Source organism: Chimaeribacter arupi (assembly GCF_002858805.1).
GTDB lineage: Bacteria > Pseudomonadota > Gammaproteobacteria > Enterobacterales > Enterobacteriaceae > Chimaeribacter > Chimaeribacter arupi.
In genome coordinates, this window is record NZ_PJZI01000058.1 from 1 (window position 1) to 13371 (window position 13371).

The following is a 13371-nucleotide window of genomic DNA, read 5'->3' on the forward strand; positions in this document are numbered from 1 at the left end:
GTGATGGACATCGTCCGGGAGCATTCCGGTGCCTACGGCATGGGCGTGGATTACGCCTACACCATGGTGCACAAAGCCGAAGCCCGCCTGCCGGGCGACCACCGCACGCTGTCGCCGGTACCGGCCCGCTAAGCCGCCTGCGCCGGCCGGTCACCCGCCCGGCCGGCCCTTTCCCACGGGAGATGTTCCATGAGCACCTGGTTGCTTTCTTTTGGGGCCGGTATCCTTATCGGCTTGCTTTACGCGCTGCTGAAGGTGCGGTCACCGGCACCCCCGGCGATAGCGCTGACCGGCCTGCTCGGCATGGTGTTGGGCGGTGTGCTGGCGACCCAGGGCAGCGCCCTGCTCGCACAAAACAGTGCACAGGCCAGCCACCCTGTTGCACAGCGCGCCGTTTCCCAACACGCCCCGGCGGCCGCGCCTGCGGCGGTCTCCCTTCCGCACCCGGAGGCATGATGCTGAAAGCCTATCTCGTTTCTCTGCTGACCGGCCTGTTGGCAGGGATGGTGTACGTCGCGATTGCCGTGCCGTCGCCCGCACCGCCGGTAGCGGCCCTGCTGGGGCTGTTCGGGATGCTGGTCGGGGAGCAGATTATTCCGGCGATCCGGCGGCTTATTAACCGCCAGCCACTGACGATGGCCTGGTTCCGGCATGAGTGCGTGCCTAAAATCAGCGGCACCCCGCCGCCGGAAACGGGCACTGAACCGCCTGCTGCCCCGCCGCGTTAGAGGACACCGGGATGATGCCGCCGTGCATTGCCGTTATCGATGATGAACCCTCCGTCCGCCGCGGGCTGAGCAATCTGCTCCAGTCGGAGGGGTATAGCGTGGCGGTGTTTGCGTCAGCGGAAGCCTTTCTGCACGACGCCGGCACAGCGGCCAGCATCCTGGCGATTATTGATGTCAAACTCACGGGGATGAGCGGGTTTGAGCTGTTTGACCATCTGGCGCGTTACCCCGCCCCGCCGCCGGTGATTTTTATCTCCGGTCACGGTGATGAACAGATGGAGCGCGCGGCCCTGGACCTTGGGGCCGTTGCTTTTTTACGTAAACCTATCAATATTGATACACTTTTAGAACATATCCAGCGCGTGCTTGACCGGCCTGACCGGAAATAAGCCAAGCGGCGCGGTTGACGGTGTGCCGCCCTACCGGGCACGGTATGCCGGAGGAACCCGATGAGCAACAACGCCCCCCAGTCCGCCTGGCCCGCCCCGGATGACCCGGCTGACGAACCGGCCTTTACGCTGGATGAGCGCGTGGTGTTTATGCCGCTGGCCCAGGATGGCTGCCTCACCTGGTCATGGTGCCGGCACCCGGTCTGCGGCCGCGAATACATTCTGGCCACCGCCGCCGGGGAAGAGGCGGAGCCGCAGGCGACGCTGCTGCTGAAAAATGAGTTCGCCCTGCGCGGCCACCTCACGCCGGACTGGGCGGTGATCCCGGTGGCCACAGCGCTGTATCACGGCCGCTACGCGCTGCTCTATCGCCCTTTCCCGTTTGAAACCCTGACGCGCATCACCGGCACCCCGGCCGGGGACATGGCAGCCTTCCTGGATCTGGCGCTGAACCTCTGCGCGCCCTTGTTGCAGATGCACCAGCACGGCCTTATCCACGGCGACATCAAACCCGGCAACCTGTTTATCAATAATGACGGCAGTTGCCGCCTCGGCGGCTTCGGGCTGGCATCAGGCGCGACCGGCACCGGCGCACGCACCACCGTCTCGGCAGCGGGCGGGACGCTTGCCTATATGTCACCGGAACATGCCGCCCGTACCCGGCGCGCCGTGGACCACCGCAGCGATCTCTACAGCCTCGGCATCGTGCTGTATGAGCTGCTGACCGGCAGCCTGCCGTTTGACCTGACCGAGGGCGGGCAGGCGGAGTGGGTGCATCACCATATCGCCTCCGAGCCGCGCCCGCCGCATCAGGTACGCCCCGGCACGCCGGATATCCTCTCGTCGATTATTCTGCGGCTGCTGGCCAAATCCCCGGAAAACCGTTACCAGACCACCGAAGGGCTGATGGCCGATCTCCGCCGCTGCCGCGCCACCGTCTCCCCGTCCGGCAGCCTCACGCCCTTTCCGCTGGGTTTGCAGGATCGCGCGGCCGCCCTGCCGCTCTCTGACGCGCTGTTCACCGGCCACCCGCAGAGCCAGGCGCTGCTTGAGGCCTTCAGCGGGGTAAACCACCGCGGCACGCAGGCGCTGGTGGTCATCAGCGGGCCGTCCGGGATCGGGAAATCGTCACTGATCGCCTCGGCGCTGAGTGCGCTGCAACACCAGCCGGTGCTGCTGGCGGTGAGCCGTGTGGATCAGTACCAACCGGCGCTGCCCTATGCGGTGCTGACGTCCGCCTTCCGGTCACTGGCGCTGCATATTCTCGGGCTGCCGGCGGCGGAGATTGCCCGCTGGAAAGCGCGGCTCAGCCAGACGCTCGGCAGTTATGCCGGGCTGGCGGTGAACCTGGTGCCGGAGCTGGGCCTGTTGCTGGCGCAACCCTCGTGGATCCCGCCGGATACGCTGTCGATTGATGCCCGTGCGCGTTTCAACCACATGGTGCTCTGCCTGATCAAAGCGTTCGCCACGCCCTGCTGCCCGCTGGTGCTGATGATTGATGACATCCACTGGGTGGATGCGGCCAGCCTGCAACTGCTGGAATATGTGGTGAGCAACAGCACCACACTGCCGCTGCTGATGGTGGTGGCGTACCGCGACGACACCCACACCCACGGCGGGCCGCCGCTGGCCGGGTTACGGGCTGCCGCGGCGAAGGTCACTGAGATCCGGCCGGAACCGATGACGGTAAAGGGCGTCACGCGCTGGCTGGCAGACGCCTTCCAGACACGGGTGGCGGGCATTGCCTCCCTGGCGGCGCTGGTGCACGAAAAAACCGGCGGCAACCCGCTGTTCGTGCAGCAATTTGTGAAACGCATCGTGGATGACGGGCTGGTGACCCACCATACCCCGCATAAAAAATGGCATTACGATTTGCCGGCCATCCGCGCGCGCCATTACACCGAGAATGTCGCCGGGCTGGTGCTGCAACAACTGGCGCAGATGCCGCCCGACACGCGGAAATTGCTCGGCAGCCTGGCCTGCCTGGGCAATGCCGGGAATCTGGCGGTGCTCACCCGCGTGCTGAGAACCGGCATCACTGAAATGTGCCGGGTGCTGCACCCGGCCGTGGCGGCCCAGTTGATCACGTTATCCGTCAATGAGTACGCATTTACCCATAACCGGGTGCAGGAAGCCGCGTTTGCGCTGCTGGACCCGGCGGAAAAGAGCCACCTGCATCTGGCCACGGCCAGCCTGCTGGCGGAGATGTCGCAACAGGCGACCGGCAACGACACGCTGTTCCGGGCGGTTCACCATGTGGCATCGGCGATTGAGGCGATTGAACCGCTGCCGCAGCGCCGGATGTTCCGCGAACTGAGCCTGCTGGCGGCCCAGCGGGCCAAACGCACCGGCGATTCACTCTCGGCACTGGGTTACCTGCGCACCGCCCGCGCGCTGGCCGACAAAAATGCGCCGGACGATCACCAGCTCACCTTCACGCTGGATCTGGAAGAGGCGGAGTGCGAGTTTCTGCTCGGCAACCTCGCCACCGCGGCAAGGCTTTGTGCGCAACTGGCGGGCCGGCCCGGCGGGCTGGCAGAAAAAGCGGTGGCTGCCTGCCTGCTGGCGGAGATCCACATGCGGCAATCGCACCGGCAACAGGCGCTGGAGACGGCCATCGCCTGGCTGTCGGTGTTCGGCATTTCGCTCAGCCGCTACCCGGACGCGCGCGAATGCGACGACGCCCATGAGGCAATCGTCGCACGGGTAGGCGATGATCCGGCAGCGGTGTTCAAGGCCCTGCCGCGCATGGATGACCGGGATACCGAAGCGGTCATGAACCTGCTCGCCAGCGCCGGGATTTTCGCCAGTTTCTGCTGCCCGCGCCTGCATTTCCTGATCCTCTGCCGGATGCTGCACCTGACGCTCGACCACGGCATGACCGGGGCCGGGGCGACGGCGCTGGCCTGGTTCGGCGTGTTGATCGGCCACCGCTACGAGACGTACCAGCGTGGTTTCCGCTATGGCCTGCTGGCGCGGGAGCTGGTCAGCCGCCACGGCTACCTTAACGCCGAAGCGCGCATCCTGCTGCCGCTCGACCAGCTCAGCGTCTGGACGCAGCCGCTCAGTTTCACCGTCGAATGCGCCAAAGCCTGCTTTACGGCGGGCGTTACCCACGGCGATCTGACCTCTGCCTGTTTCGCCACCTGCCATCAGGTGATCAATTTCCTGACGCGCGGCGACCACCTTGACGCCGTGCTGACCAGCATCGACCGGGGGCTGGCGTTTGTGCGCAAGGCGCATTTCCAGGATGTGGAAACCATTCTGCTGATCCAACGGCATCTGGTGGAGCACCTGCGCGACCCGAACGCCGCCTCCCCCGCCGGGGCCGGTTTCCTGCCCGACACCCTGCTGCCGGGCACGCGTGACCCGATGCCGACGCTGATGTTCTGGTACTGGCTCTACAAGGCGCTGGCGCACTTCGCGGCCGGGGAGTTCGCCCAGGCCGCCGATGACCTCAGCACCGCCGGCACCCTGAGCTGGTCAGCGCCGGGGCATATCCACCTGCTTGATTACCACCTGTTCAGCATTCTTTCCCTGACCCAGCAGCTGACGCCGGAGAGCATCACCCCGGCACACCGCCGCTGGCTGCAACCGCACTACCGCAAACTCGCGCTGTGGGCGCAGCTGAACCCCGGCACCTTCGCCGACAAAGAGGCGCTGGTGTATGCCGAGATGGCGCGGCTTGATGCGCACTATAGCCTGGCGATGAAGCTGTATGAGAAGGCGATCCGCCTCTCCCGCGAGGCCGCCTTTGATCACATCAACGGGCTGGCGCACGAACTGGCCGGGCGTTTTGTACAGGCACGCAGCTACCCCACGGCGGCTGATGCCCACTTCCGGGGCGCGATGGCGGCCTGGGGACGTTGCGGTGCGCAGGCCAGGGTGCGGCAGCTTGAGCGGCAGTACCCGCATCTGGTGGTGCCGCGGCACACCTCGCCTTACGACACCATCGCCTTTGCCCAGAATGAGGAGATCCGTGACTTGCAAAGCGTGATTAACGCCTCGCGCGCACTCTCTGAAGAGATCAACCTCGGGCGGTTGATCCAGATTCTGATGACCATGCTGCTGGAGCGCGCCGGGGCGCAGCGCGGGCTGCTGATCCGCGTGGCCGGGAACCACCTGCCGGAGATTGAGGCCTGTGCTGACACCACCTCCGGCGGTGTGCAGGTACAGATTGTGAAAGCGGTGCCGGGGGCAACCGATCTGCCGCTGTCGGTGCTTTCTGCGGTGATCCGCACCGGGCAGGAGATCCGCACCGGCAAGCCGGGCGAGTTCAGCCCGTTCAGCCAGGACCCCTATCTGGTCACGTCCGGCGCGGCAGTGATGTGCGTGCCGATGTTCAAACAGGCCCGGCTGGTGGGCGTGCTCTATCTGGAGAACCGGCTGATGCCGGAGGTGTTTACCGCGGAGCATTCAAAAATCATCGGCATTCTGGCGGCGCAGGCGGCGGTGTCGCTGGAAACCGCCCGGCTCTATGCGGAGCTGCTGGAGGAGAACATCCAGCGCCGCCGGGTCGAGAAAGAGCTGCGTGCCAGCCAGACGTCACTGATGCTGGGCGAGCAGATCAGCCACACCGGCACCTGGCGCTGGGATGTGCAGCAGGATCTGATGGTGATTTCCGACGAGTACGGGCGCATTTTAGGGCTGCCGCCGAGCCAGAAAAGCATTTCGATGGCGGATTTCCTGACACGGGTTCATGTGGATGACCACCCGCGCATCAGCACACTGGTGACGGAAAGCGTGCGTGACCACGTCACGATGCGCGCCGAGTTCCGCATTATCCGCGAAGATGGCGCTACCCGTTACCTGCTGGGGATCGGCAACCCGGTGCAGGCCGGGGCGGAGGTCAATGAGTATTTCGGCACCATCACCGACATCACCGCCCACCGGCAGGCGGAAGACGCCGCGCGGGTGGCGCAGGCCGATCTGGCGCGGGTGGCGCGCGCCACCACTGTCGGCCAGCTGACGGCCTCCATCGCCCATGAGATCAACCAGCCGCTGATGTCGATTGTCTCCAACGCCGGGGCGAGCCTGCGCTGGCTGGGCCGTGACCCGGCGCAACTGGGCAACGCCCGCGCCGGGCTGGAGGAGATCATCACTGAAGGGCAGCGGGCCGGGGAAATCATCCGCAGTTTGCAGGCGCTGACGCGTAACCAGCCGCCCTCTTTCGCGCGCGTTGATCTGCACCAGATCGCCCACCACATCATGATGCTGTCGCGCAGCGAACTGGAGCGCCAGCGGGTGGCCGTGGAGTACCAGTTACAGGCCGAACAGCCCGGCATCTGGAGTGACAGTGTGCAGATCCAGCAGGTATTGCTGAATCTGGTGGCCAACGCCATCGACGCGATGGCCGACATCACCGACCGCCCGCGCCTGCTGACGCTCTCCTCCAGCAACCCGGCACCGGGTTACCTGCGTTTTTGCATTGCGGATACCGGCATCGGCCTCGACCCGGCGGTGATGGCGCGGGTGTTTGACTCGTTCTACACCACCAAAAAACAGGGGATGGGTATGGGCCTGACCATCAGCCACGCGATCATCGAACGCCACCGCGGCAAACTCTCGGCAGAAGCCCGCCGCCCCTACGGCAGTTGCTTTACCTTTGTGTTGCCGACAGAGGGGGAAGGGAAATGAGGCCGGATAGCCCGCCGGTGCCCGAGGCGCGGCGATCCCTTTAACATCTTCACTGATCTTATCCATCCCAGTGCGATTACATTTCAGTCCGTTCGGCCAGGGAGCCGGATTCACAGCCTAGGCCGCAGCACGCCGCCCGGCGGCGGCGTGAGGCTTCAGGCGGCCGGGTTACCCGGCAAGGCGGCGAGGTGGTGGCGCAGTTCGCCGTGGGCCATCGCCACGGCGGGGGAATCCTGCAAGGCGGCGAGGTATTTCTGGTGGAACGCGCTGGGATTGTCCGCGCCGGGCGTCAGTTGCTGTTCGATGCGGCGTTGGTAATCCTGCACCGTGCTCTGTTCCACCCCCTGCTCTTTATCATCCAGCCGCTCATCCAGCCCCACCAGGATCTCAGAAATCTGCTGGAGCCAGGCGAATTGCGGGTGGCTGGTCAGCAGTTGCAACTGGTCAAACGCGCTGCCTGCCGGGCCAAACTGGGCCAGTTCACTCTCCACCAGCGTTTTGTGCAGCCTGCGCAGCAGGGTTGACATCGTTCTCAGCTGCGCGCGCGGGTCAGGCGGGGTGTGGGTCGTCAAGGGCTTCTCCTTTGAGAACAGAATTAACGGCTTTGGGATTTCAGGATATTCAGGCGCTCCGCAGCCCGGACTAAATCCGCCAGCGAGCGCGCCTGCATTTTTTCCATCACACGGCGTTTATGCACTTTGGCGGTGATTTCACTGACGCCCAGCGCATTGGCGATCTGTTTATTCAGTAACCCGCCGATCGCCAGCTCCAGCACTTCGCACTCGCGCGGCGTCAGGGTCTGATGCCGCTGCCGCAGCGCCAGGTGCTCGCAGGAGAGCGTGAGGTTCTTCTCCGCCAACTGCAAGGCATCGGCCACCGCGTTCAACAGCTGGTCGGCCATCACCGGTTTGGTCAAAAACTCATGCGCCCCGGCTTTCATCGCCTTGACGGACATCGGAATGGTGCCGAAGCCGGTCAGGAAAATTATCGGGATGGCGTGGCCGTTGTTATGCAGCGTTTCGGCCACGTCAAAGCCATTGGCGACCGGCATATTCATATCAAGAATCAGGCAACTGGGTACCGGGCTGAAGGTGTGCGCCAGAAACGCCTCAGCAGAGGCGAAATCCGCCACCGTATACGCTGCTGACTCCAGCAAGCGGACAAGCGAACGCCTGACCGCCTCATCATCGTCCACCACATACACTATCTGATCCATCGTTAAGTCCTGTTTTTGCCGTGGGTCAGCCACACGGGCCGCCCAGCCAGAATTACCGCGATCATGAAGTCAGAACCACCAGATTGATTTAGTAGGATATTATGACTTTATAATAATGAGTATGGATATAATGAGCGAATACTTTATTTCGTGAAGAATTAAGCAAAATGCCATAAGGAAACCGGCCAGGTCTCCTTTTCAGCGGTTAACCTGACCGGATGGTCTCTTCCAACCTGCGCTGCTTGGGGCCTGCGTCAGCTTTTCAGCTGCGGCGGGACGGGCGGCGTGCCGTGGGTATGGAAGGTGTCGATGGTTTTCAGCCCCCAGGCCTGCCCTTTTTTCCGGTCAGCCTCTGTCCAGACCACGGTTTGCCAGTCCGGTGCCAGGATCAGCCGGGCGCCGGAGTTTGCCAGCTCCACGCGGTTGCCCGCCGGCTCCCAGACATACAGGAAAAAGGTGCCCTGAATCGCGTGTTTATGCGGGCCGGTCTCAATGTGGATGCCGTTTTCCAGAAAGATATCGGCGGCGCGCAGAATGTCTTCACGGCAGTCTGTGGCGTAGGTGACGTGGTGCAGGCGGCCGTTACCGCCGCCATGCTCTTCGGTACAGGCCAGATCATAAGTTTTATTGTTGACGGTAAACCAGCACCCGCCGATACGGCCGTTATCCAGTTGGATCATCTCTGTCACCCGCGAGCCGAGGCAGGTTTCCATGAATTTTTTAAATTCCGTCACATCGGCGGCCAGCAGATTAAGATGATCCAGGCGGCGCGGGCAGGCACCACGGCTATGGTAGCGCTGCGCCAGATTTTTCAGCGACGGGCGTTCACCTGCTTCGGCCTGGTAGCGCACGGTATCGTAGTAAATCTCAAAAATGTGCCCAAACGGATCGGCAAAGCGGAAAGCGCGGCCGTGCCCCGGATCGTCATCCACCCAGCCGATCACCTCATAGCCACTGGCTTCAATCGCTGCGACACGGCGCATCAGGGCGGCCTCAGACGAGGCGCGGTACGCGATATGCCCGACGCCGGTGGTGTGATGGCGCGTGAGTTTCAGCGTATGGAATTCGTAATCATCCCAGGCGCGCAACCACGCATGGTGCTCTGTCCGGGCCGACACCGTCAGGCCATACACATTGACAAAGAAATCGAGGCTCTCTTCAAATTTGTCAGTGTAAAGCTCGACGTGGGCCAGATGGGCAATATCAAAACAGGGTTCCGGCAGGGAATTTGTCATTGTCATCATTCTCGTGGTGTAGGCATACAGCGTTAGACATTATGAAAAAGCAGGGTAACCGCCCGGTGCCGGACGGGGCAGACGGTTTGACCTTATCGTGGTATGCGTTTTATTTATACTGTGATCGCGGTAACAGCACCGGCCTGCCGGACAACAGGCCGGTATGCGCCCTTACTCCTCCCCCTGCGCCTTCAGCCGCGCCTCTAAAAATGACAGGAAAACACGGGTAACCTCGCTGCGCTGGCGGTGCTGGGAGTAGAGCGCGTTCAGGCTCAGCGGCGCGGGGTGGTGCGCGGCCAGCACCGGCACCAGGTCGCCGCTTTTCAGCGCCGGGCCGACGATAAACGCCGGCAGCAGCACCAGCCCCAGCCCGGCGATCGCCGCGTCACGCAGCACTTCACCGTTGTTGCTGATGATCGGCCCCTGCACATCGAGCATTTTGCGCTTGCCGTCCTGCACCAGTTCCCAGCCGGTCTGCCCTTCCCGCCCGTAACGCAGGCAGGCGTGCGCCAGCAGATCCTCCGGCGTCTGCGGTTCACCGGCACGCCTGAGGTAAGCGGGGCTGGCGCAGACAACCCGGCTGAGCCGGCCGAGGCGGCGGGCGATCAGCGTCGAGTCTGCCAGTGCACCGATGCGGATCGCGATGTCAAACCCCTCACCAATCAGGTCCACCTGCCTGTCCCCCAGCTCCACCTGGAACCGCACCGCCGGGTGCAGGCTCAGGAATTCCGCAATCAGCGGCGAGAGGTGGCTCATGCCAAATGACATCGGCATGCTGATGCGGAACGTGCCGTGCAGCGCCTGGCGGCGTTCGCTGACGGCCTGTTCCGCCTCGTGGATGTCATCCAGAATGCGCTGCGCATGCTGGCCGAACACCTGCCCCGCCTCGGTCACCGAAAGCTTGCGGGTGTTGCGGATCAGCAGCCGCGCGCCCAGTGAGTCCTCCAGCGCCGCCATCCGGCGGCTGACGTACTGCTTTGACAGCAACAGCTGATCCGCTGCCGCGGTAAAGCTGCCGGCGCGGATCACGGTGATAAAAATACGAAGGTCTTCTATCTGCACATTGTCCACCATATTGTGACAGTGATTGTCATTACAGCCGATTGTTGGGCAAAACAGTTTACGTATACTTGTTCCCCATAGGAAGGGCAACCGCCTTTCACCCCATCACCAAGGAGAACACCATGATCGAGCAAAGACTGTCTGAACAACGTGGCCAGGGTAATCACGGCTGGCTGAACTCATACCACACCTTCTCGTTCGCGGGTTACTGGGATCCGAAACAGACCGGTTTCTCTGACTTGTTGGTGATTAATGATGACCGGGTTGCACCGTCACGCGGTTTCGGGGCGCACGCCCACAACAATATGGAGATCATCTCCTATGTGCTGGAAGGGGCGTTGGCGCACAAAGACTCCATGGGCACCGGCTCGGTGATTGTCCCTGGTGATGTGCAGCTGATGAGCGCCGGTGCCGGCGTCACGCACAGCGAGTTCAACCACTCCACCCGCGACGGCGTGCACTTCCTGCAAATCTGGATTGTGCCGGATGAAAAGAACACCACACCGGGCTACCAGCAGGTGTCAGTGCCGGACAGTGAAAAACGCGGCCAGCTGCGCCTGATCGTCTCGCCGGACGGCAGCAACGGGGCGCTGCGGGTGCGGCAGGATGTGAAAATCTACGCCGGGCTGTTTGATGGCGATGAGCAGCAGACGTTTGCGCTCGGGCAGAACCGCTACGCCTATATCCATGTGGCGCGCGGCAGCGTGAACATCAATGGTATCGCGTTTACCGCCGGTGACGGGGCGCGCGTCCGGGATGAGGCCTCGCTGACCTTCAGCGGCGGCGACCAGGCGGAAGTGCTGTTGTTTGACCTGCGCCCGCTGGAAGTCAATCACCCGTAAGCCTTGAGGCCTACCCAGCCACCCGCTGCAAAGCGGGTGGCTTTTTTATGCCCGGCGTTCACAGCCGGAAACCGCCCTGCTGCAACTCCGCTTCCACCCAGCGGATAAAGGTGCTGACGTTGGCGCTGCGCTCATTGCTGTGCGGCATCACCAGATGGTGGGCATTCACCGGTAGCGTGAACGCCTCCCCAAACACCGGTACCAGCAAACCGTCACGCACATAGCCCTGGCTCAGCATGGCGCTCTCCAGAATCACCCCCAGCCCCATCACCGCTGCCTCAAAACTCATGTATGACCGGTCAAAACTCAGCCCGTAATGCGAGGCGTAACGCGGCGTATTGTGGTACTCGAACCATTTTTCCCAGTTCAGCAGGGTGCTGGTGGAGTGGATAAGCTCACAGCCCAGCAGGTCATGCGGCGTCGCGACCGGGTGGCGGCGCAGATAGTCCGGCGAGGCGAGCACCATCACCCGGTCATTCTTGATGGTCATCACGCGGTAGGCGTCCCAGTCGGGGATGCCGTGCCGGATATCAATATCGATATTGTCCCGCGAGAATTGCAGGTTTTCATAAGAGCAGGAGAGATTAATCGTGATCTCCGGGTGCTGTTCCCGGAATGCGCCTAACCGCTTCATCAGCCAGATTAAACCGAATGAGGGCGAGGAGTGAACCCGCAAGGTTTGCTGGGCACTGTCATTAATCAGCTGGTCGGTGGCCCGGCCAATAATACTCATTGCCCCGGAGACCTCTTTTAAATATTTCTCTGCCGTTTTGGTCAGCGCAACCCCTTTTCCGTTACGGATAAAAAGTTTTTTCCCGATGAATTTTTCCAGGGCGGCAATCTGGTGGCTGACGGCCGACGGCGTAATATTCAGCTGCTCCGCCGCGGTATGGATACTGAGCGTATTGGCGACTTCCAGGAATGACTGGATATTCCTGAGCGAGGGAAGCGGCAGGTTTTTTTTGTCATGCGCTGTCATGGTTTACTCCGCTAAGCAATAAGCTGATGGCCGAGTGTGGTTGATTTCGCTGGTAAAAGTCGCCTGCTTGACGCCAGAGTGTGACGCAATGCACAAAATAGCCGCCTGCGCCTTTTTACTCCGTTTTTATGACGCCGCTCATGCCTCAAATTTTTCTCAGCTATAAATGAGATTCCTTAACTTCTGTTTTAGCGCAATGCCGTTATATTCGTATTTCACGCTAATGAGCCGAACCGAAAATCATAAAAAACGGTTGTTCTTATTAAGAGGTAAACCATGTCTCGCATAGAACACGCTGTCCCTTACACTGCTGCTAAAAAAACGAATTATCGGTTTGTGGTGCTGTCGCTGATTTTTATTGTGTATGCGATTAATTACGCGGATCGCACAAACATCGGCGCGGTATTGCCTTTTATCATCGATGAATTCCATATCAATAATTTCGAGGCGGGTGCCATCGCCAGTATGTTTTTCCTGGGCTATTCGCTCAGCCAAATCCCGGCCGGCTTTTTTATCGCGAAAAAGGGCATCCGGGGGCTGGTGGCGCTGTCGGTGCTTGGTTTCTCCGCCTTCACCTGGCTGATGGGCACTGCCGGTTCCGTGCTGGGGCTGAAGTGCATCCGCCTCGGGCTGGGGCTGACCGAAGGCCCCTGCCCGGTGGGGCTGGCCTCCACCATCAACAACTGGTTCCCGGCCAAAGAGAAAGCCACCGCAACCGGCGTCTATATCGCGGCCACCATGTTCGCGCCGATTATCGTGCCGCCGCTGGCAGTCTGGATCGCCGTGACCTGGGGCTGGCGCTGGGTCTTTTTCTCCTTTGCCATTCCCGGCCTGATTGTGGCGGCAGCCTGGTACCTGCTGGTGAGAACCCGCCCGTCGGAGAGCCGGTTTGTGTCAGAGGCGGAGCAGGCGTTCATCAGTGACGAACAGGCGCACCGCAGCACCGCGCACCAGAACAGCACAGCGCGGCCGAACATCGTGACAGCACCCCGTTTCACCCTGCTGGACAAGCTTATCCGCGTGAAGGCGCTGACACCGGTGGCGACCGTGAAGGGGCTGTTTACCTCACGCAATATCCTGGGCGACTGCCTGGCCTATTTCATGATGGTCAGCGTGCTTTATGGGCTGCTGACCTGGATCCCGCTCTACCTGGTCAAGGAGAAAGGTTTCACCTTTATCAGCATGGGGCTGGTGGCGAGTATGCCGTGCATCGGCGGCTTTATCGGGGCGATCACCGGCGGGTTTATCTCAGACAAGCTGCTGGGCCGCCGCAGAAAACCCAC

At 62.0% G+C, this 13371-nt stretch carries 11 protein-coding genes and 1 pseudogene; 7 read left to right on the top strand and 5 right to left on the bottom strand.

What is annotated here, in order from left to right:
• From CYR52_RS21560 to CYR52_RS21580, 5 genes and pseudogenes are all read left to right on the top strand, one after another.
• Positions 1-132: pseudogene (locus tag CYR52_RS21560) on the top strand (hydrolase); the annotation flags it as partial.
• Between the two features lie 57 nt (positions 133-189).
• Entirely contained in the window at positions 190-456 is a 267-nt protein-coding gene (locus CYR52_RS21565) for a DUF1427 family protein (protein WP_072929203.1), read from the top strand.
• Entirely contained in the window at positions 456-728 is a 273-nt protein-coding gene (locus CYR52_RS21570) for a DUF1427 family protein (protein ID WP_175579005.1), read from the top strand. Before CYR52_RS21565 ends, CYR52_RS21570 begins: the two co-directional genes overlap by 1 nt.
• Positions 729-739: 11 nt before the next feature.
• On the top strand, positions 740-1117 hold the full coding sequence (locus CYR52_RS21575) for a response regulator transcription factor (RefSeq protein ID WP_072929201.1): 378 nt from the start codon (positions 740-742) through the stop codon (positions 1115-1117).
• 60 nt (positions 1118-1177) lie between these two features.
• A complete protein-coding gene (locus CYR52_RS21580) occupies positions 1178-6754 on the top strand; it encodes a trifunctional serine/threonine-protein kinase/ATP-binding protein/sensor histidine kinase (RefSeq protein ID WP_101829405.1) in 5577 nt (1858 codons plus the stop codon).
• A gap of 155 nt (positions 6755-6909) precedes the next feature.
• On the opposite strand, the gene CYR52_RS21585 is transcribed toward CYR52_RS21580, so the two are convergent.
• From CYR52_RS21585 to CYR52_RS21600, 4 genes are all read right to left on the bottom strand, one after another.
• Complete coding sequence (locus CYR52_RS21585) at positions 6910-7326, bottom strand: hypothetical protein (RefSeq protein ID WP_101829406.1); 417 nt, start codon at positions 7324-7326, stop codon at positions 6910-6912.
• Positions 7327-7349: 23 nt separating this feature from the next.
• Entirely contained in the window at positions 7350-7970 is a 621-nt protein-coding gene (locus CYR52_RS21590; RefSeq protein ID WP_072929197.1) for a response regulator transcription factor, read from the bottom strand.
• Positions 7971-8224: 254 nt separating this feature from the next.
• Positions 8225-9205, bottom strand: a complete 981-nt coding sequence (locus tag CYR52_RS21595; protein WP_072929195.1) for a VOC family protein — start codon at positions 9203-9205, stop codon at positions 8225-8227.
• A 171-nt stretch (positions 9206-9376) separates the two neighbouring features.
• Positions 9377-10267 (bottom strand): LysR family transcriptional regulator, encoded by an 891-nt coding sequence (locus CYR52_RS21600; RefSeq protein WP_101829409.1) that lies wholly within the window; start codon positions 10265-10267, stop codon positions 9377-9379.
• Between the two features lie 122 nt (positions 10268-10389).
• On the opposite strand from CYR52_RS21600, the gene CYR52_RS21605 reads away from it, so the two are divergent.
• Entirely contained in the window at positions 10390-11109 is a 720-nt protein-coding gene (locus tag CYR52_RS21605) for a pirin family protein (RefSeq protein ID WP_072929193.1), read from the top strand.
• 58 nt (positions 11110-11167) lie between these two features.
• On the opposite strand, the gene CYR52_RS21610 is transcribed toward CYR52_RS21605, so the two are convergent.
• The gene (locus CYR52_RS21610; protein WP_101829407.1) at positions 11168-12088 is read right to left on the bottom strand and encodes a LysR substrate-binding domain-containing protein; all 921 of its coding nucleotides are present in this window, start codon (positions 12086-12088) and stop codon (positions 11168-11170) included.
• 276 nt (positions 12089-12364) lie between these two features.
• Here CYR52_RS21610 and CYR52_RS21615 point away from each other — a divergent pair.
• Positions 12365-13371: MFS transporter (locus CYR52_RS21615; RefSeq protein WP_101829410.1), on the top strand; the 1007-nt coding region annotated here is incomplete at its 3' end.

Excerpts from the sequence above, each read along its gene's own strand:
- CYR52_RS21565 (WP_072929203.1), top strand. The coding sequence starts at position 190 with ATGAGCACCTGGTTGCTTTCTTTTGGGGCCGGTATCCTTATCGGCTTG.
- CYR52_RS21570 (WP_175579005.1), top strand. The coding sequence starts at position 456 with ATGCTGAAAGCCTATCTCGTTTCTCTGCTGACCGGCCTGTTGGCAGGG.
- CYR52_RS21575 (WP_072929201.1), top strand. The coding sequence starts at position 740 with ATGATGCCGCCGTGCATTGCCGTTATCGATGATGAACCCTCCGTCCGC.
- CYR52_RS21580 (WP_101829405.1), top strand. The coding sequence starts at position 1,178 with ATGAGCAACAACGCCCCCCAGTCCGCCTGGCCCGCCCCGGATGACCCG.
- CYR52_RS21590 (WP_072929197.1), bottom strand. The coding sequence starts at position 7,970 with ATGGATCAGATAGTGTATGTGGTGGACGATGATGAGGCGGTCAGGCGT.
- CYR52_RS21595 (WP_072929195.1), bottom strand. The coding sequence starts at position 9,205 with ATGACAAATTCCCTGCCGGAACCCTGTTTTGATATTGCCCATCTGGCC.
- CYR52_RS21605 (WP_072929193.1), top strand. The coding sequence starts at position 10,390 with ATGATCGAGCAAAGACTGTCTGAACAACGTGGCCAGGGTAATCACGGC.
- CYR52_RS21610 (WP_101829407.1), bottom strand. The coding sequence starts at position 12,088 with ATGACAGCGCATGACAAAAAAAACCTGCCGCTTCCCTCGCTCAGGAAT.